The organism is Gilliamella sp. B14384G10 (assembly GCF_016101685.1).
GTDB classification, from domain to species: Bacteria; Pseudomonadota; Gammaproteobacteria; order Enterobacterales; family Orbaceae; genus Gilliamella; species Gilliamella apis_A.
This window is the reverse complement of the sequence record NZ_JACFQA010000002.1, coordinates 581223-598589: the sequence shown is the minus strand read 5'-3', so window position 1 is coordinate 598589 and position 17367 is coordinate 581223. Positions and strand designations below refer to the sequence as shown.

The following is a 17367-nucleotide window of genomic DNA, read 5'->3' as shown; positions in this document are numbered from 1 at the left end:
CTGGATTACCGACTATTTATAACTTTTATCGAAGTGGTTGGCTAACTTGTCACCAAGGTATTGAATCACCATCACAATAAAAATAAGAATAATAATACATAAAATGAGGATTTCGGTTACATAGCGTTGATACCCATAACGAATGGCTAAATCACCAATACCACCACCGCCAACAACCCCAGCCATTGAGCTAAAACTAATAAGCGAAATGGTGGTAACCGTTACGTGTCGAATCAATTGTGCCATCGCTTCTGGAAATAATATACCGAATATAATGCGGATATGCGATGCACCACTTGCTACTGCTGCTTCTATCACCCCTTTATCTATTTGACTAAATGCATTTTCAGCTAACCTAGCATAAAATGCGATAGCTGCAAGTGAAAGAGGAAAAATTACCGCTTTAGGGCCTACAGTCGTGCCGACGAGTAACGCACCCAAAGGTAGTACGGTAACCATTAAAATCAAAAAAGGAATTGAACGAGTGGCATTGATGATAAAATTAGCGATACTATTAATAATTCTGTTTTTGAAAAAAAACTGATTTGACATTAAAAACAGCAATAAACCTATGAGTGTGCCGAATACCAAACCAGCTAATAATGACCAACTTACCATGATAAATGTTTCGTAAGCTGCTTGCCATAACATTTGCGCCATTTCGGCAATGGTGAGCTTTATCATTAATTTATTTCCTCAATAATAACTTCTTGCTGCTCTAATTTTGTTATCAGATTTTGAATATTATCTGTTTCCCCAATAATTTCGATCACTAAATTACCTAACGCTTGGTTATCAAAATACTCTATAAAACCATGCAAAATATTGAATGCCACTTGCGTTTCAATTGCTGATTGATATAGTATTGGTTGGGTAGTATTTTCGTTAATATAACGTAAACGTACTAATTTACCTTTGGCATTTTGTTTGATGATATCTGGTAAATGAGTGTTTTCATCAATATTGAGAAATTTTTGCGTGAAGGGCTGTTTAGGTCCGGCAAAAAGGTTAAATGTAGTGTTCATTTCCACTATTTCGCCTTGTGACATTACCGCAATTCGATGACAGATCTTTTTAACCACATCAATTTCATGAGTAATTAGTACTATGGTCAATGCAAATTTTTGATTAAGCTCTTTTAATAAATCAAGTATTGCGCTAGTGGTAGTTGGATCTAATGCACTCGTCGCTTCGTCACATAATAGAATTTTAGCATCATTGGCAAGCGCTCTAGCAATGCCAACTCGTTGTTTTTGCCCACCACTGAGTTCGGCAGGGTAGGCATTAGCCTTATCGCTTAACCCAACTAAATTAAGTAATTCGGCGACTCTATTTTTTACTGCATCTCCTTTTTTTCCGGCAGCTTTAAGCACAAATGCAATATTTTCATAGACAGTTTTCGATGACGCCAAATTAAAGTTTTGAAAAATCATCCCAACTTGAAAACGAAATGCTTGCAGTTGACGACCGCGCAAGGTTTTTATGTCAACACCATTGATAATGATTTGTCCAGAAGAGGGATCTGCAAGCCGATTAAGCGTTCTTACTAATGTACTTTTGCCTGCGCCGCTCGATCCTATAATACCGAAGATCTCGCCTTGATTAACATCAAATGAGACCTTTTTTACGGCTTCAATCACTTGCTGATTTGCTTCGAATCGTACCGAAACATCTTTTACCTGAATTAATGGGCTAGTTTGCATAATTAAAATAACTGATAATCTGGTTTTTGGAAGGTATAGAAAATACCATTTTTATCATTAATCACTTGAGCAAATTCTGGTGATTTAAGTACGTCGATAATGTCTTTGCCTAATTTATCTTTAGATTCACTGCGAATCGCAATAACATTTTTGAGATCTTTATCTAATACCTCTTGATAAAGCGCTTTTGAAAGATCTAACCCTGCACCAATCGCATAATTGCCATTAACTACTGATAATACAGCGCTATCTAAAGAACGTGGTGTTTGTGGTGCTTCAATTGGTACAATATTTAATCCATAACGATTTTCGATTACGTTGTTAGGGGTGAGATTATTTTTATCTACATTTGGATCGAGCTTAATTAATCCAGCGGCTTCTAAAATGCGTAATGCCCGAGCTTCATTAGTTACGTCGTTAGCTATCGTGACTTGATCACCCTGTTTTAACTGTGAAAAATCAGTAATTTTATTTGAATAAATTCCAGCGCCAGCAGTTGGTACAAAGCCGACAGCAGTGATATCTAAATTGCGTGCTTGTTTAAAATTATTAAGGTAAGTTAAATGTTGAAACAAATTAACATCAATTTCTTTATTGGCTAGTGCTAAGTTTGGTTGAACATAATCGCTAAATTCACGAATTTCTACTTGATAACCTTTCTTTTCTAGACCTGGTGCGATAGCTTGTTTAAACATATCACCATATGGCCCAGCGGCAACACCTACCGTAATTTGATTTTCTTTTTTAGCATTGTCACAACCAGTTAAGACAATTACAGACGATAAAATAGCTAAACTAGCCACAATTAGTTTTTTAAACATGATAATTTTTCCTTGAGTTTGGATAATCTTTCTAAAGCTGCAATTAGCGTTGGTTCTTGTTTTGCGAAATGGAAGCGAATATAACGATATTCAGGGCCTTTAAAAAAGGCGGAGCCTGGTACGGCAGCTACACCAACCTCTCTGATTATCCATTCACAAAATTCAAAATCAGTATTAAAAGGATTAATCTCTGAAATATCAACTAAGACATAATAAGCACCTTGAGGTTCATAATAAGTAAGTCCTATGTCATCTAATCCCTTTAAAAATAAACGCCGTTTATCAGTATAGGTTTGGGTTAACTGTTGGTAATAATCTTCACCTAAGGCTAATCCTGCACAAGCTGCTTTTTGCAATGGTGCTGCAGCACCAACGGTAAGAAAATCATGAATCATCTTACAACCGTCAATAATTTTCTTATCAGCAATAATATATCCAAGTCGCCAACCAGTTATCGAATAGGTTTTTGATAGTGAGCTACAGCAAATTGTTCGCTCTTTCATATTAGGAAAACTAGCCAAATAGAGATGTTGATGTGGTGCGTAAACCATATGCTCATAAACTTCATCGGTAATAATGTAAGCATCAAACTCGATAGCTAGTTGACTAATATAGTCAAGTTCTGCTTTGGTAAATACCTTGCCACAAGGATTGCTAGGATTACATAAAATTAAAGCTTTAGCTCCTTGTTCAAAAGCTTGTCGAAGTTGTTGCTTATCAAATTCGAATGTTGGTGGAATTAGCGGTACATAAATTGGGGTAGCATCGGATAGAATCGCGTCTGCCCCGTAGTTTTCGTAAAAAGGTGAAAAGATAATAACCTTATCTTTCGGATTACAGACCGTCATTACCGCACACATCATTGCTTCGGTACTACCACATGTTACCAGCACATTTTCATCTGGATTGATATCAATATTCATTAATTTTTGTTGTTTTTTAGCTAACAAACGTCGAAATTCAGCTGAACCCCACGTAATTTCATATTGATGAGGACCATCATCCGCAGCTTGTTTTAATGCATCAATTAAAGGTTTAGGTGGGTCAAAATCAGGAAACCCTTGAGATAAATTGATTGCTTGATATTGATTAGCGATCCGAGTCATCCGACGGATAACTGAATCAGAAAAGTGATCGAGTCGATTGGCTAATTTATGCATTGTTTTTTTATTTATTAAAATTATGAAGCAAGTGATTATAATATAAAAACTTAATTTAGCTGTTAAATAATATATTTATATATAGTTATATTTTTTTCTTATAACTAAATAGAGGGAAAATATTAGATCTTTTAAGATTTTTGAGAAAAGCAATTTTTTAAGTGAAAAAATTAAGGAAAAGAAGGTTATAGTATCGAATGTTTTTTTTAGTGTAACTTATTAATAATATTTACAAAACATTAACATATTAAACAACAAAAAAGTGTTGTATGGTTTTTTTTTATCTCTATAATTTTAGGTGGGATTATTGATCATTTATTAGTTATTTAAACGAATAAATTTAGATAAAAATTAAATTAATCATAAATTTAATTGACAGGATTGTCGAAATGCATTATAATTTACAACACCAAACACCAAACACCAAACATGCCTAACCTATAATTTTAATTCTTATAGTTATTGCAGGCAAAGTTTATCATTTCGTTGTAGTTTATCTTTCATTTCTTTTTTAAGGGATTTATCAAGCCTGTTTTTTCAGATGAAGTCTTTTGTGACTTTAACGCCTGTAATTATTTTTTCATTTCCTTTATCTAGTCAGGCTTTGTCGGTTGTTACTAATAGTGTTATTCATGGCTCCGCTCCTTATTTAAGCATAGATGGAGGACAAACAAAAGTTGAAGGAGCCGAAGATCTATTAAGCATAACCTTATCAGATGGAACGGTAATTAAGCCGACTCAAGATACTTCAAGCTCCACCAATCCAATAATTTTACCAAATTTAGATGAGCGTTACTCTAATATTAAAACCCATGTTCCTCTACCTTCGCAAGGAAACGTTTATTATCCCAAAATAGATTTTAATGATTTAGCAAGGCCACCTTTTAATTACTTTTATGATGATGATGGCGATGGTTTTGATGATAGCAATGGTGATATTACAGTAACCGCAACAGGTGAAATTAGTGTTGTTTGGGCTGTTCGAAATAGAACAGTTGAGAGAGAGAATTCTTTTAATTCTTATACCAATATTACTGAAGCAGTTCGTAGTGATCCAGATTCTGTGATTAATGCTTGCCATGGACCATATCGATTAACAATCAGTGTCAGTGATAATGAATTAAATACAACCTATGGTGAACCTAAAGCTAGTTTTATTAGTAGTGATAGTCATACTTATTATTTCCAACCTAGTGCTTCCGCAGCATCAGTATGTAATGTACAACCTAATTTAGTCCCTGACGCTCTATCAGCGTCATCAGCTGTCTTTGAGTTTGGTGATTTATGGGAGGTAGTAGGGCCACTTAATGGTCCTCGAGCCGCTAGAGGTTATCAGGTAATGAAGTTAAATAACGATGGTGATTATCAAGGTCAAGATTCAATGATGCGAAATAATTTCCCGAGTACAGGTTCTCATGGATTGTATTTTTATATGGTACTTTCAGGTATTACTCCAGAAGAAGCGTTAGCGGTTAATGGTAGAACGGTAAGTGCGGTAGAAGGGGGAAATGTTAGTTTATTACTGAGTGCTGGCACGACTGAAAAATGGGAGCATACTTTTAGAGGACCAGCGTCAACAAGGCCTTATGGTGTGGTAGAGCCCGCTTTGAAGGTTCAACTTGTTGGACCACGTTATAATTCAGCTGATAAAAGTTTTAGACCTGTAACATTTAGATTGTATGCAGATAGAAGTAAACGTAATTTATTATATGAGTTTAAGTTAATGCGTTGGTATATTGTCCAACCAGGAGTAACGTATGGCAACGAAAGAATAAGAGATAACTCTGTAATATTATCATATCAGGAGCAAGCAAAAAATTATTGTCGTAGTTTAGGTAATTATCATTTACCTGAAGTGAACGAATTAACCACTGCCAATGATAGAGCGGAAGGTTGGACTGGAGGAATTTCAGATGGTGGTTTAGAGTCTTACTATCGTTCTTATAAGCGTCAATTAAGCTATCAAGATGGAGATCGTTGGATGGGGGGAATCTTTAATGAATGGGGCTGTTTGGTGAACGGAAGTAACGTAATTGATAGCTTTATTGGTGCTTGCCATGGTTATTCAGAAAGTGATTGGGATAGTTATTGGTATTTAACAGCCAATAATATGGAGAATAGAAGCTCAAGGTATAATGGACGTCCCTTAGTAACCAATTCTGCATATGGCCGAGTTTTTTACTATGGACATTATAGCGGAGATAACCGAGCAGTTTGCGTTTCGCCATAAAAAAATAGATGATGGAAAAATAGTCTATCTTCTATGGTTATTTTGAATAATATTTGTTTAATGTAAATGCACTTGATGAGCATATACATGGTTATTTTAGAGATTACCACAATCGGAAGGGAGACTGTATTGCATCTTAGTCTTACTTTTGAGCAAGATAATAAATATAGTATAAATGAGGTTAATTTATTAATATGAATGTTTATTAATAAAAATTTATGTCAAAATACTTCATAAGCATAATCGTTTTGTTGGCATAAGTAATTAAAATACACAATCCAAATAATTTAGAGTGGCTTAATAACTTAAAAGAATGTTATTCGATATATATTTTTCTCTTCAAGTAAACAAATAAATCTGTATAACTTGACCTTTTTCTACGTTAAAATAGTAGCTTTATTGTTATGACATATTAAGGAATCAACCTAATGACAACTGAATTAACCACACTTGATAAAATTAAAAAGCAAATTGCTGAAAATCCGATTATTCTTTATATGAAAGGATCACCAAAATTGCCAAGTTGTGGATTTTCGGCACAAGCGGTCCAAGTATTATCACAATGTGGTGTACCTTTTGCCTATGTGGACATTTTACAAAATCCCGATATTCGAGCTGAATTACCAAAATATGCTAACTGGCCAACCTTTCCGCAACTTTGGGTTGAAGGTGAATTAGTGGGTGGTTGTGACATTATGTTAGAAATGTTTCAAACTGGTGAATTACAGACTTTGATCAAACAAATAGCCGAGAAACATAAATCATAATATTTAGTATTTAAAAAAAGCAGGATGTAAAAAAGAGAGCTTGCGACTCTCTTTTTTATTTAAAGTTTTGACTTCGTTTTTTTCAATCTAATTGCTGCTCAATTACTTCTTTTGCATGATGATCGTTATTTGATAATGGCCAACCACCAAGTCGTTTAAAGCGATTAACAATTTCACAAAATAAAATGGCTGTTTTTTCGGTATCATATAAGGCACTATGGGCTTGTTTATGATCGAATGGCATTTCAGCTGCTTCACACGCTTTAGCAAGGACGGTCTGACCAAACACTAATCCACTAAGCGAAGCTGTGTCAAAGGTAGCAAAAGGATGAAAAGGATTGCGTTTGATGCCTGCTCGTTCAGATGTAGCCATTAAAAAACTATGGTCGAAATGAGCATTATGAGCCACAATAACTGCTCGGGTACAGTCATTGGCCTTAATACCATTCCTCACAAGTTTAAATATCGCTTCTAATGCGATTTTTTCATCAACTGCATCACGTAACGGATTATCAGGATCAATTCCATTAAATGCTAAAGCTGTCGGCTCCAAAATTGCATTTTCAAAAGGTTTTACATTGAATTGTAGCGTTTCATCTGGTGCTAAAAAGCCCTCTTCATCCATTTTCAATGTAATAGCTGCAATTTCTAAAATTGCATTTTGATTAGGATCAAACCCTGATGTTTCAATATCAATTACAACAGGATAGAAACCACGAAAGCGTTCACATAATTTGGCGTTTGGCACAATGCATTGTCTTACTTTGGCAAAAATTGTTGGCTATTATGCCAGTTTTTGCTTATTTCGACTAGATTAATCGTAATTTTTAACTGTTTACTTAGATTAAACATTGAATTGTAAGAAACTTAATACGTTTTAGGAAGAAAGTTTTGCCTAGATTGCTTATGTTATTTTTTATTTATGGGGTAATAAAATACCTCGCTTAGTAGGTTAAGTAATGGATAATAATTGCTAGATATTGAAGATCTGTTTTGAGTTTATGTCCATTAAACATGTTGCAACATAGCTGGTAAGGTTTTTTAGCTTTGAATCATAATTAGTCATCATGTGAAAATTATTAATTTTTTATGAAATCGAGTAAAGTTCAAGTTTTTTAAACCCATTGTTTCATAAATAATAATTATGATTCAGTGAAATAATTAAAACTATAATAAATTAACCATAAATTTCAATATGTTAGATAAATTAATTAAATACTATGATGAATAATAAGTTAATTTATCATTCATCTATATATTAATCTTTATATTCGGCCATAAAACGATCGGCGTCATCCACCATTGATTTCATACCTACAAAAAATGGAGTGCGTTGATGTAATTGCTCTGGTTCTATATCTAAAATTCGTTGGTATCCGTTAGTTGCTTTTCCTCCAGCTTGTTCTGCTAAAAATGCCATTGGATTTGCTTCATATAACAAACGGATTTTACCTTTAGGATACTGAGCTGTATTAGGATAGATATAAATACCACCTTTTAATAAGTTTCGATGAAAATCAGATACTAATGAACCGATATAACGTGAAGTGTAAGGGCGATGTGTTTTATCATCATCTTCTTGGCAATACTTGATATATTTTTTGACTCCGGTAGGAAATTTAGAATAGTAACCTTCATTAATCGAATAAGTAGTTGCTTGTTTTGGGAAACGGACATTTTCATGAGATAAGCAAAAAACGCCCAATGAAGGGTCATAAGTAAAAGCATGTACACCACAACCTGTAGTATAAACTAACATAGTCGATGAGCCGTAAATAATATAACCAGCAGCTACTTGTTTATAACCAGGTTGCAAAAAATCTTGTTCTGAAATAGGGGATCCTATTTTGGTAATTCTATGATAAATTGAAAAAATTGTCCCGACTGATACGTTTACATCAATATTTGATGAACCATCAAGCGGATCCATTAATACGACATATTTTCCTTCCGTTGCGCGATCTTTACCAAAAATAACCAAATTATTTTCTTCTTCCGATGCTATACCGGCTACGACTCCTCTTGCTTCAAGTGCATTTTTTAACGTTTCATTAGCAAAAACATCAAGTTTCATCTGTTTTTCACCTTGAATATTCGCTGAACCATTTTCGCCTAAAATATCTATTAATCCTGCTTTGTTAATATCTCGATTAATAACCTTAGCACCTAATTTAATCGCCGAAATAAGTGCAGTTAATTCCCCAGTGGCATGAGGGAATTCCGATTGCTTTTCAATAATAAATTCACCGAGAGTTTTCATTGTTTCATAAATCCTTTATATCAATGTCTGTATAATATAAATTTCAGTAGTTAAATCGAAATCTATTTTTCGATAATATACGTGAGATATTTTGAGAAAGCGACTATAATTAGAAAGTCGTTAGTTAGTTTTTTGTGTGAAAAAAGTTTAATTAATTCAAATTGTTTGATTCCATCTGCGTTTTTCATACATAGAGCGGGTTAAATTTAAAAAGTGAGGTTATTTTGCATCAATTTGAACTTCAACAAATCATCAATAATGAATTGCAAGTGACAAGATATCGTGACTATGCACCAAATGGATTACAGGTTCAAGGACGATGGGAAGTTAAAAAAATTGTGACAGGAGTTACAGCTTGTCAATTATTGTTAGATAAAGCAGTGGAACTTAATGCTGATGCTGTGTTGGTTCATCATGGTTATTTTTGGAAGAATGAACCACAAACTATTACTGGGATTAAATATCATCGAATGAAAACCTTACTCAAACATGATATTAATTTATATAGTTATCATCTGCCATTAGATGGTCATCCTGTTTTAGGTAATAATGTATTGCTAGGGCAAATGTTGGATATTACAGTTGATATGCGTGAAGACATAACCGATCTATTATTCACAGGCACTTTAAACAATCCACTTACAGCGCTAGAGTTTAAACAAAAACTTGAACAAAAATTACATAATGGTCAACGTTCAGTGCTGTTTTGTGGTGATAATGCGCCAACTGTAATTAATCGAGTGGCATGGTGTAGTGGTGGTGGTCAAGATTTTATTGAATCGGCAGCTCAACAAGGCATTGATGCCTTTTTTACCGGTGAAGTATCGGAACGTACTATTCATATCGCTCGTGAATATGGTATTAATTTTTATGCCGCTGGTCATCATGCAACTGAGCGTTGTGGTATCAAAAAATTAGGTGAATGGTTATCTAATCACTATGACTTAGAAATTATTTTTGTCGATATTGATAATCCTGCATAACAAATGTTGAATTTAAATAAGAAATATCGCATACTTATTCGCAGTTTTTTTAATCTTTAAGTTGTTTTGACAAACAAAAAATATGAGAGGTCGCTTTATGTTTACAGGAAGTCTGGTCGCACTTGTTACTCCAATGGATACGAAAGGAAATGTCGACCATGTAAGCTTAAAAAAATTGGTCGAATATCATATTGAAAATGGCACATCTGCTATTGTATCAGTAGGAACTACTGGCGAATCAGCTACACTCAATCATCATGAACATATTGATGTTATTAAACGCACAATTGATTATTCTGATGGGCGTATTGATATTATTGCAGGAACTGGTTCAAATGCTACTAAAGAAGCGATCGAATTAACTCGTCAAGTTGAAAATATTGGTGTGGTAGGCTGTTTAACAGTAGCTCCTTATTATAATAAACCAACCCAAGAAGGCCTATACCAACATTTCAAAGCTATCGCAGAAAATACCGAATTACCACAAATTCTTTATAATGTACCAGGTCGAACCTGTAGTGATATTAAGCCGGAAACTGTAGGTCGATTAGCGGAAATTAAAAATATTGTGGCGTTGAAGGATGCAACAGGCGATCTTTCACGTGTATACAAAACTCGTAAATTGGTTGGTGATGAATTTAAGTTATTAAGTGGCGATGATGCAACTTTCTTAGACTTCATTATTTTAGGGGGTAATGGTGTTATTTCAGTTACTGCTAATGTGGCAGCTAAACAAGTAGCGACGGTTTATGAGTTGGCAATTAATAATCAAATTCAACAGGCTCGAGCTTTAAATGATACTTTAATGGCATTACATACAAATTTATTCATTGAACCTAATCCAACTCCAGCAAAATGGGCTTGCACCAGATTAGGTTTAATGGCAAATGGAACAATTCGTTTACCATTAGTACCATTAAGTGATTCAGCCATTCCGGTAGTTGAGCAAGCATTAAAAGATGCTAATTTACTGTAATATTGACTATAACCCTTAATTTATAAGCAGGAATTTATGTTGAATAAAACTGTATTAAAAAGCAATGCCTTTAAAAGAATAGCTATTATATCTGCATTTGCTTCTATATTTCTTGTTGGCTGTAGTAGTGATCAAAATTATAAACGAGAGATTGATGGTAATGAAGACTACCTTAATTCACCATCCTTAAAAGCGTTAGTTATTCCAGAAGGGGTTTCTGTACCAATTGAAGCCGGTGACTTCTATATTGATAATAGTGATATTGAAGGTGCATTAGGTAAACATCTTGACATTCGTCCTCCAACGGTGCCGATTACAACAGTTGATGAGGCATTTGCTATTTATAACAATGCTACAGTAACATTTAACGCACCGATTAGTAGTGGTGTTTGGAACAGTATCCCAAACACATTGGCTAAGCAAAATATTTCAATCGTTGCAAGTGACAATAATACCATTAAAACAGGTAATGCTGTTATTGCTCGAGGAGACGAACAACAACCGGTCGATGTATCATATATTTTTAAACGTCAAATATTAGGTGAAACAGAAACAATTACTATTGTGTTACATACATTAACGCGCGGTAATGAAGATCTTATGTCACAACCGATCGAAGTTCAGCGTTATACTGTTGGATTATTTAATCAAATAATGGATGATGTCGCTCCTGAATCGCTACGAACTGTACCGGTTAAAGAAAAAACAGATGAAGATAAAAAAGATGATAAAGAATCAGATCCAAATAAAGCGCTGAAAGAAGACCTTAAAGATGATATTCGCGATGGCATCAGAAATGATCGCTAATTTAACGTTCCGATAATCTATCATCTACACGAGTTAAAACGGTACAAAGGCTATTTTAACCCAATAGTGGAGTAACTTTTGGTTACCTTTATTGATACAATAATGAAAGATTATACAATAAGGTAACGATACTTGATTTGAAATTAAGGGGCGAATAGCTCCTTAATTATTTATTGGCAATTTGATATAAGGTTATAAACATGAAGAAGTTGGCTGAGCTTTATCGTGGTAAAGCAAAAACTGTTTACACCACTGACAACCCTGATCTATTGATTCTTGAATTCCGTAATGATACGTCGGCCTTTGATGGACTGCGCATTGAGCAGTTAGATCGTAAAGGGATGGTAAATAATAAATTTAACTATTTTATTATGACAAAGTTACGTGAAGCAGGTATACCAACTCAGGTTGAAGCCCTATTATCAGACAATGAAGTACTGGTTAAAAAACTTGATATGGTTCCAGTTGAATGTGTGGTGCGTAACCGTGCAGCTGGTTCATTAGTTAAGCGTTTAGGGGTTGAAGAGGGCAAAATCCTTAATCCACCAACATTTGAACTATTCTTAAAAAATGATGCACTACATGACCCAATGGTTAATGAGTCACACTGTAAATCATTTGGCTGGGCAACTGACGAACAGTTAGCTACCATGAAGGAACTTAGCTTTAAAATCAACGCTGTTTTAACCGAGTTGTTCGATAAAGCCGGCTTGATTCTGGTTGATTACAAGTTAGAGTTTGGTTTATTCAAGGGTGAAATTACTTTAGGTGATGAGTTCTCTCCAGATGGTTGTCGCTTATGGGAAAAAGAAACCTTGAAAAAAATGGATAAAGATCGCTTCCGTCAAGGACTTGGCGGTGTCATTGAGGCTTATGAAGAGGTTGCCAAACGTATTGGTGTTCCACTTTAATGTTTGCCCAATTTGATATCTCTTTTTTTCTTTTATTAGGTTTAGCTGCACTGTGTTATGTTACGCATAATAACACAGTGACCTTTGCGGTATTGTTGCTGTTGTTATTTAAATTAACACCACTAGCAAGCTATTTTCCGTTCTTAAATCAATATGGCTTAACCATTGGTATTGTTATCTTAACTGCAGCAATGATGGTTCCTTTGGCTGATGGTTCATTAAAAATCAACGAAATTTTAAAATCATTTACCTCTTGGCAATCAATTTTAGCCATTTTAGTTGGTATTTTAGTGTCATGGTTAGGTACTCGAGGGATATCATTAATTGGCGCTCATCCTACTATTGTTAATGGTTTAATTATTGGTACCTTGATTGGGGTTGCTTTTTTCAAAGGTGTGCCAGTTGGACCATTAATTGCAGCTGGTATATTGTCACTATTAATTGGAAAAAGTTAATTGATGATTAATCCTACTAGCACCAGAAAACTATGGGTGTTACAAGGTTGTCGTACCCAATTATTTAATCAAATTAACGCTATAATTAATCAGTTTTCTGGTGATTGGGTAACGGTTACTACGCAGACTGATTTACCAGATGCCATTCACCATTATATTAATCCAAAACATGCTAAATCTTTACTTGGACAAGAGTTTAAGCATGCTATTTTTGATGCCACTGACGGTTTTAATCTTGATGCTTTTGCTATGTTAGCTGGTACCTTAATTAAAAATAGTGTTCTTATTTTACTTCTACCTGAAAGTTATTCTAATTGGCTTGATCAAGATAGTTTACGTTGGAATGAATCAACTACTCCAATTATGGTACCTAATTTTATTCGTCATTTACAGCAAACATTGCTGGAATTTGCACATGTTGATATGCCAATTATCCAATCCTTGGAAAATCAAGATAGCGATGTAACTCAACAGCAAATAGCGCTAACACAATTATTGCAAAGTGATAGTTCACTAAATATATTAATAGCTAAACGAGGCCGAGGTAAATCAGCATTGGCAGGGCTATTTACTCATCATCGGAGATGTTGGGTAACAGCACCTAATAAAAATGCATTAGTTACTTTTTTCCAGTTTGCTGAGGCTGATATATCATTCTACGCACCTGATCAATTAATGGTCATGAATGAACATCAATTTCCTGACTGGTTAATTATTGATGAAGCTGCCATGATACCATTACCAATGCTAGAAAAAATATTGCAATTAGCATTGTCTAAACAAAGCAAAATTTTACTGACCACCACAGTAGAAGGTTATGAAGGTACTGGGCAAGGTTTTTTACTAAAGTTATTAAAAACACAATCCACTAGGCGATTTTATTTAGATAAACCAATCCGTTGGCAAGATAACGATGATTTAGAACGGTTAACTGATAAATTGTTACTCAATGGCGTATCAACTAGCGATATAAAATCGGAAATTGATGAACATACAATTAGCTATTCTATCACTGAAAGGCAAGATATTGATGCGCTAAAATCAATTTTTTATTTATTGAAAATGGCGCATTATCAAACAACATTGGTTGATTTAAGAAGGTTATTTGATGCAGAAAATTTATCGGTGTGGCAAGTCAATCATACCGAACAACTTATTGCAGCAGCAGTAACAATTAATGAAGGAAATTTGCCAAATAAGCTAATTGATGAAGTATGGCGAGGTACTCGCCGACCTAAAGGTAATTTGGTTGCACAATCACTGGTAGCTCATGCTGGTGATAAACTGGCAGCTAAACTTAAGTCGGTTAGAATTAACCGTATTGCGGTTATTGAACCTTATCGACGTCAAAAGATAGCTAAACATTTAGTACAACATATTTATCAACATGCATCCATAAATAATAATGATTTTATTTCGGTTAGTTTTGCTTATAGTGAAGCAAATTATCGGTTTTGGCTTGCTTGTGGATTTGTATTGGTACACATTGCTAGCCATAAACAAGCGAATTCTGGTAGTTATTCTATGATGGCAATAAAGCCAATTACTCAGCAAGGTCATCTGCTAACACAACATTTAGTACAGTGTTTACAACGTAATGCCTATTGGCTTGCGAATATTATCGATTTGCCGTTTAATCAATTGTTAACAATCAATGATCAACAAAACTTATCTTTAGATGATTATCAAGTTTTACAAGGATTTTGTGATTATCATCGACCGTTTGAAGCTTGTTATGCTTCATTGTGCCGTTTGGCTAATGCAAATGTTAACCATAGTAAAACACCAATGCCACTACTTAAAGCATTAGTGAAACAAAAGATTAGCGAATCAGAATTAATAAAACAATATCAATTAACCGGTCGTAATCAATTAATTAAGTCAATTAAACATGAAGTTAAATCTTGGTTTAAAAATAACCAACCTAACTGTGTCTAAAGCAAATAATTTAATACTAAAAAAGCGTAAAGTGTATTGCTGTCTAATTTAATCTACGTTTAAAATATCGCCAAATTAAAGTAAAAGGAATAAATTTTGACAATACCTATGTTAGAACAACCATCGCATCATCAATATTCGAATCCTAACCAAAATCGAAAACCGAAAAGCGGTATTGAATATTTTCTTGAAGGATGGACATTAGCATTTAGCTCTGGCCTAAAAAAGTTTGTTTTCTTACCGTTACTTGCTAATATCATTATTATGTCGGCACTTTTTTACTGGTTCTTTGTCTCAATTACCGGCATGGTCGACTGGGGTTTATCATTTTTACCTAGTTGGCTACATTGGTTAGGTTATATTATCAGTTTTATTGTGATTTTAACCTTGGTGATCTTATTTTGTTATTTTTTTAGTACTATCACTAATATTATTGCTGCCCCTTTCAATGGCTTGCTGGCTGAGCAGGTTGAAGCACAATTAACTGGAATTCCGGCACCAGATACTTCATGGATCAGTTTGATTAAAGATCTGCCTCGAATTTTAAAACGGGAACTACAAAAGTTAGCTAATTATTTGTTGTGGGCGATTCCGATTTTACTGAGTTATTTTATTCCGGTCATAGGCCAATCAGTTACCCCAATAGTTTGGTTTTTATTTACTGCTTGGCAGATCAATATTCAATATGCTGATTATGCATTTGATAATCATAAGGTATCTTTTGTGCGTATGCGCCAATTATTAAAACAACATCGAGGGGATAATTTGTTATTTGGCATTTTAATTAGTTTTTTTACCATGGTGCCATTATTAAATTTAATTATTATGCCCATTGCGGTTTGTGGTGCGACAGCAATGTGGGTAGATCGTTATCGTCACCAAGCTATCTTTACTAGTCAAAGTCATGATTTTCGACAATAGATAAACTAGTTTTGCTTAGGTTGAGATGGCCAGTCGTCATCTTCATCATCACTATAAGGGATAGGTTTTATCCCTTTCTTTTTTTCTAAATAGTCCTTATAACTCAGTTTATTTAGCGCTTTAATGGTATTAATAAAAATTCCAATCAACACGATAATAATTAGCCACCAGTAATCTTTAAGCCACTCCATTACTATCTCCTTAGCATTATAGGTTTGCTACTATTTAGCTAATATGTGTGTATTGTCATTCAGGTTCACACAACACACAAATATCAATTAACTGAGCAAATATTTAAGCAAGTAACAATTTTTCTAAAATATCGATATAAATAGCTTGTAATGTAATGATATCTTGGCAATTAACATTTTCATTTACTTTATGAATGGTTTTGTTAATTACTCCAAATTCAATGACTTGACATCCCAATTTAGCAATAAAACGGCCGTCAGATGTGCCGCCACTGGTTGATAGTTTGGTATCAATCTGTGTAAATGCTTTGATGGCACTAGCTGTAGCGTCGGTCAGTTCACCTTGAGGAGTTAAGAATGGTTGTCCAGACAATCGCCAATTTAAGGTATAATTTAAGTTGTGTTTTTGTAAAATAGTATCGACTTTAGATTTAATCATTTCATCGGTCAATTCACTACTATAACGGAAGTTGAATTGAACGGATAACTCACCAGGTACGACATTTTCAGCACCAGTTCCACCATTAATGTTAGCCACTTGCATAGTGGTTTGAGGGAAATATTGATTACCATTATCCCACACTGTTGCGACTAACTCATTTAGTGCTGGTGCAAATCTATGTACAGGATTATCTGCAAGGTGAGGATAAGCAACATGGCCTTGAATACCATGCACGACTAAATTTGCCGTTAAAGAGCCTCGTCGACCATTTTTAATTTGATCGCCGAACACATTATCACTTGATGGTTCACCGACAATACAATAGTCAATATGTTCTTGGCGTTTTATCAATAAATCAACTACTTTAACAGTACCATCGCGGGCATCAGCTTCTTCGTCTGAAGTAATTAAGAAAGCGACTCGTCCAGCATGTTCAGGGTATTTTTTGACAAATGATTCAGCAGCACAAACCATAGCAGCTACACCACTTTTCATATCTGCAGCTCCTCGACCATACAATATGCCATTTTTATCAATAGTTGGCTCAAAAGGAGGGCAGTTCCATTTACTTTCATCTCCAGCCGGTACAACATCAGTATGACCGGCAAACATCAAGGTTTTTCCTGTTGAGTCACCATGATAGGCCCAGAGGTTTTTGGTATTGCCGATATTGACTTCTTCAATAACAAAACCGAGTGGTTTTAAACGATCGATAATTATCTGTTGGCAATTTTTGTCATCAGGGCTTATTGATTTTTCAGCAATCAATGCCTTTGTTAGGGCAATTACGGGTTCTGTCATG

The 17367-nt window shown here is 34.5% G+C and carries 17 protein-coding genes; 9 read left to right on the top strand and 8 right to left on the bottom strand.

The window, feature by feature from the left end:
• Positions 1–12: 12 nt before the first annotated feature.
• Genes H3T54_RS07030 through H3T54_RS07015 form a run of 4 tightly spaced genes read right to left on the bottom strand, consistent with a single transcriptional unit; the run spans position 13 to position 3684 of the window.
• Entirely contained in the window at positions 13–684 is a 672-nt protein-coding gene (locus H3T54_RS07030; protein ID WP_370527352.1) for a methionine ABC transporter permease, read from the bottom strand.
• Positions 684–1703: a methionine ABC transporter ATP-binding protein gene (locus tag H3T54_RS07025; protein ID WP_198221718.1), complete on the bottom strand. Its 1020-nt coding sequence runs from the start codon at positions 1701–1703 to the stop codon at positions 684–686. Before H3T54_RS07025 ends, H3T54_RS07030 begins: the two co-directional genes overlap by 1 nt.
• A gap of 2 nt (positions 1704–1705) precedes the next feature.
• Positions 1706–2524, bottom strand: a complete 819-nt coding sequence (locus tag H3T54_RS07020) for a MetQ/NlpA family ABC transporter substrate-binding protein (protein WP_198221716.1) — start codon at positions 2522–2524, stop codon at positions 1706–1708.
• Positions 2509–3684 (bottom strand): pyridoxal phosphate-dependent aminotransferase, encoded by a 1176-nt coding sequence (locus H3T54_RS07015; RefSeq protein ID WP_198221714.1) that lies wholly within the window; start codon positions 3682–3684, stop codon positions 2509–2511. The genes H3T54_RS07020 and H3T54_RS07015 overlap by 16 nt, the downstream gene beginning before the upstream one ends.
• Before the next feature lie 553 nt (positions 3685–4237).
• On the opposite strand from H3T54_RS07015, the gene H3T54_RS07010 reads away from it, so the two are divergent.
• Both H3T54_RS07010 and H3T54_RS07005 read left to right on the top strand, forming a co-directional pair.
• The gene (locus H3T54_RS07010; protein ID WP_198221712.1) at positions 4238–5914 is read left to right on the top strand and encodes a hypothetical protein; all 1677 of its coding nucleotides are present in this window, start codon (positions 4238–4240) and stop codon (positions 5912–5914) included.
• A gap of 428 nt (positions 5915–6342) precedes the next feature.
• The gene (locus H3T54_RS07005) at positions 6343–6681 is read left to right on the top strand and encodes a Grx4 family monothiol glutaredoxin (RefSeq protein WP_198221710.1); all 339 of its coding nucleotides are present in this window, start codon (positions 6343–6345) and stop codon (positions 6679–6681) included.
• 82 nt (positions 6682–6763) lie between these two features.
• Here the strand turns inward: H3T54_RS07005 and rnt are convergent, their stop codons facing one another.
• Positions 6764–7429 carry a ribonuclease T gene (gene rnt / locus H3T54_RS07000; RefSeq protein WP_294912969.1) on the bottom strand — a complete coding sequence of 222 codons (666 nt, stop codon included), beginning with the start codon at positions 7427–7429 and terminating at the stop codon, positions 6764–6766.
• Between the two features lie 510 nt (positions 7430–7939).
• The gene (fbp, locus tag H3T54_RS06995) at positions 7940–8941 is read right to left on the bottom strand and encodes a class 1 fructose-bisphosphatase (RefSeq protein WP_198199446.1); all 1002 of its coding nucleotides are present in this window, start codon (positions 8939–8941) and stop codon (positions 7940–7942) included.
• A 224-nt stretch (positions 8942–9165) separates the two neighbouring features.
• On the opposite strand from fbp, the gene H3T54_RS06990 reads away from it, so the two are divergent.
• The 7 genes from H3T54_RS06990 (at position 9166) to cysZ (ending at position 15932) form a co-directional block, all read left to right on the top strand.
• The gene (locus H3T54_RS06990) at positions 9166–9924 is read left to right on the top strand and encodes a Nif3-like dinuclear metal center hexameric protein (RefSeq protein WP_198221708.1); all 759 of its coding nucleotides are present in this window, start codon (positions 9166–9168) and stop codon (positions 9922–9924) included.
• A gap of 97 nt (positions 9925–10021) precedes the next feature.
• Positions 10022–10900: a 4-hydroxy-tetrahydrodipicolinate synthase gene (dapA, locus tag H3T54_RS06985; protein WP_110448175.1), complete on the top strand. Its 879-nt coding sequence runs from the start codon at positions 10022–10024 to the stop codon at positions 10898–10900.
• 36 nt (positions 10901–10936) lie between these two features.
• Positions 10937–11707 carry an outer membrane protein assembly factor BamC gene (gene bamC / locus H3T54_RS06980; protein WP_198221700.1) on the top strand — a complete coding sequence of 257 codons (771 nt, stop codon included), beginning with the start codon at positions 10937–10939 and terminating at the stop codon, positions 11705–11707.
• A gap of 200 nt (positions 11708–11907) precedes the next feature.
• Positions 11908–12618: a phosphoribosylaminoimidazolesuccinocarboxamide synthase gene (gene purC, locus H3T54_RS06975; protein WP_110448173.1), complete on the top strand. Its 711-nt coding sequence runs from the start codon at positions 11908–11910 to the stop codon at positions 12616–12618.
• Complete coding sequence (locus H3T54_RS06970; protein ID WP_110448172.1) at positions 12618–13073, top strand: DUF441 domain-containing protein; 456 nt, start codon at positions 12618–12620, stop codon at positions 13071–13073. The genes purC and H3T54_RS06970 overlap by 1 nt, the downstream gene beginning before the upstream one ends.
• 3 nt (positions 13074–13076) lie before the next feature.
• Entirely contained in the window at positions 13077–15011 is a 1935-nt protein-coding gene (locus H3T54_RS06965) for a tRNA(Met) cytidine acetyltransferase TmcA (protein WP_198221698.1), read from the top strand.
• Positions 15012–15119: 108 nt separating this feature from the next.
• Complete coding sequence (gene cysZ, locus H3T54_RS06960) at positions 15120–15932, top strand: sulfate transporter CysZ (RefSeq protein WP_198222022.1); 813 nt, start codon at positions 15120–15122, stop codon at positions 15930–15932.
• A 5-nt stretch (positions 15933–15937) separates the two neighbouring features.
• Here the strand turns inward: cysZ and H3T54_RS06955 are convergent, their stop codons facing one another.
• Complete coding sequence (locus H3T54_RS06955) at positions 15938–16123, bottom strand: YpfN family protein (RefSeq protein WP_110448170.1); 186 nt, start codon at positions 16121–16123, stop codon at positions 15938–15940.
• A 103-nt stretch (positions 16124–16226) separates the two neighbouring features.
• A complete protein-coding gene (gene dapE / locus H3T54_RS06950; protein ID WP_198221696.1) occupies positions 16227–17366 on the bottom strand; it encodes a succinyl-diaminopimelate desuccinylase in 1140 nt (379 codons plus the stop codon).
• Position 17367: the final 1 nt, after the last annotated feature.

Excerpts from the sequence above, each read along its gene's own strand:
- H3T54_RS07030 (WP_370527352.1), bottom strand. The coding sequence starts at position 684 with ATGATAAAGCTCACCATTGCCGAAATGGCGCAAATGTTATGGCAAGCA.
- H3T54_RS07025 (WP_198221718.1), bottom strand. The coding sequence starts at position 1,703 with ATGCAAACTAGCCCATTAATTCAGGTAAAAGATGTTTCGGTACGATTC.
- H3T54_RS07020 (WP_198221716.1), bottom strand. The coding sequence starts at position 2,524 with ATGTTTAAAAAACTAATTGTGGCTAGTTTAGCTATTTTATCGTCTGTA.
- H3T54_RS07015 (WP_198221714.1), bottom strand. The coding sequence starts at position 3,684 with ATGCATAAATTAGCCAATCGACTCGATCACTTTTCTGATTCAGTTATC.
- H3T54_RS07005 (WP_198221710.1), top strand. The coding sequence starts at position 6,343 with ATGACAACTGAATTAACCACACTTGATAAAATTAAAAAGCAAATTGCT.
- fbp (WP_198199446.1), bottom strand. The coding sequence starts at position 8,941 with ATGAAAACTCTCGGTGAATTTATTATTGAAAAGCAATCGGAATTCCCT.
- dapA (WP_110448175.1), top strand. The coding sequence starts at position 10,022 with ATGTTTACAGGAAGTCTGGTCGCACTTGTTACTCCAATGGATACGAAA.
- bamC (WP_198221700.1), top strand. The coding sequence starts at position 10,937 with ATGTTGAATAAAACTGTATTAAAAAGCAATGCCTTTAAAAGAATAGCT.
- purC (WP_110448173.1), top strand. The coding sequence starts at position 11,908 with ATGAAGAAGTTGGCTGAGCTTTATCGTGGTAAAGCAAAAACTGTTTAC.
- H3T54_RS06970 (WP_110448172.1), top strand. The coding sequence starts at position 12,618 with ATGTTTGCCCAATTTGATATCTCTTTTTTTCTTTTATTAGGTTTAGCT.
- H3T54_RS06965 (WP_198221698.1), top strand. The coding sequence starts at position 13,077 with ATGATTAATCCTACTAGCACCAGAAAACTATGGGTGTTACAAGGTTGT.
- cysZ (WP_198222022.1), top strand. The coding sequence starts at position 15,120 with ATGTTAGAACAACCATCGCATCATCAATATTCGAATCCTAACCAAAAT.
- H3T54_RS06955 (WP_110448170.1), bottom strand. The coding sequence starts at position 16,123 with ATGGAGTGGCTTAAAGATTACTGGTGGCTAATTATTATCGTGTTGATT.
- dapE (WP_198221696.1), bottom strand. The coding sequence starts at position 17,366 with ATGACAGAACCCGTAATTGCCCTAACAAAGGCATTGATTGCTGAAAAA.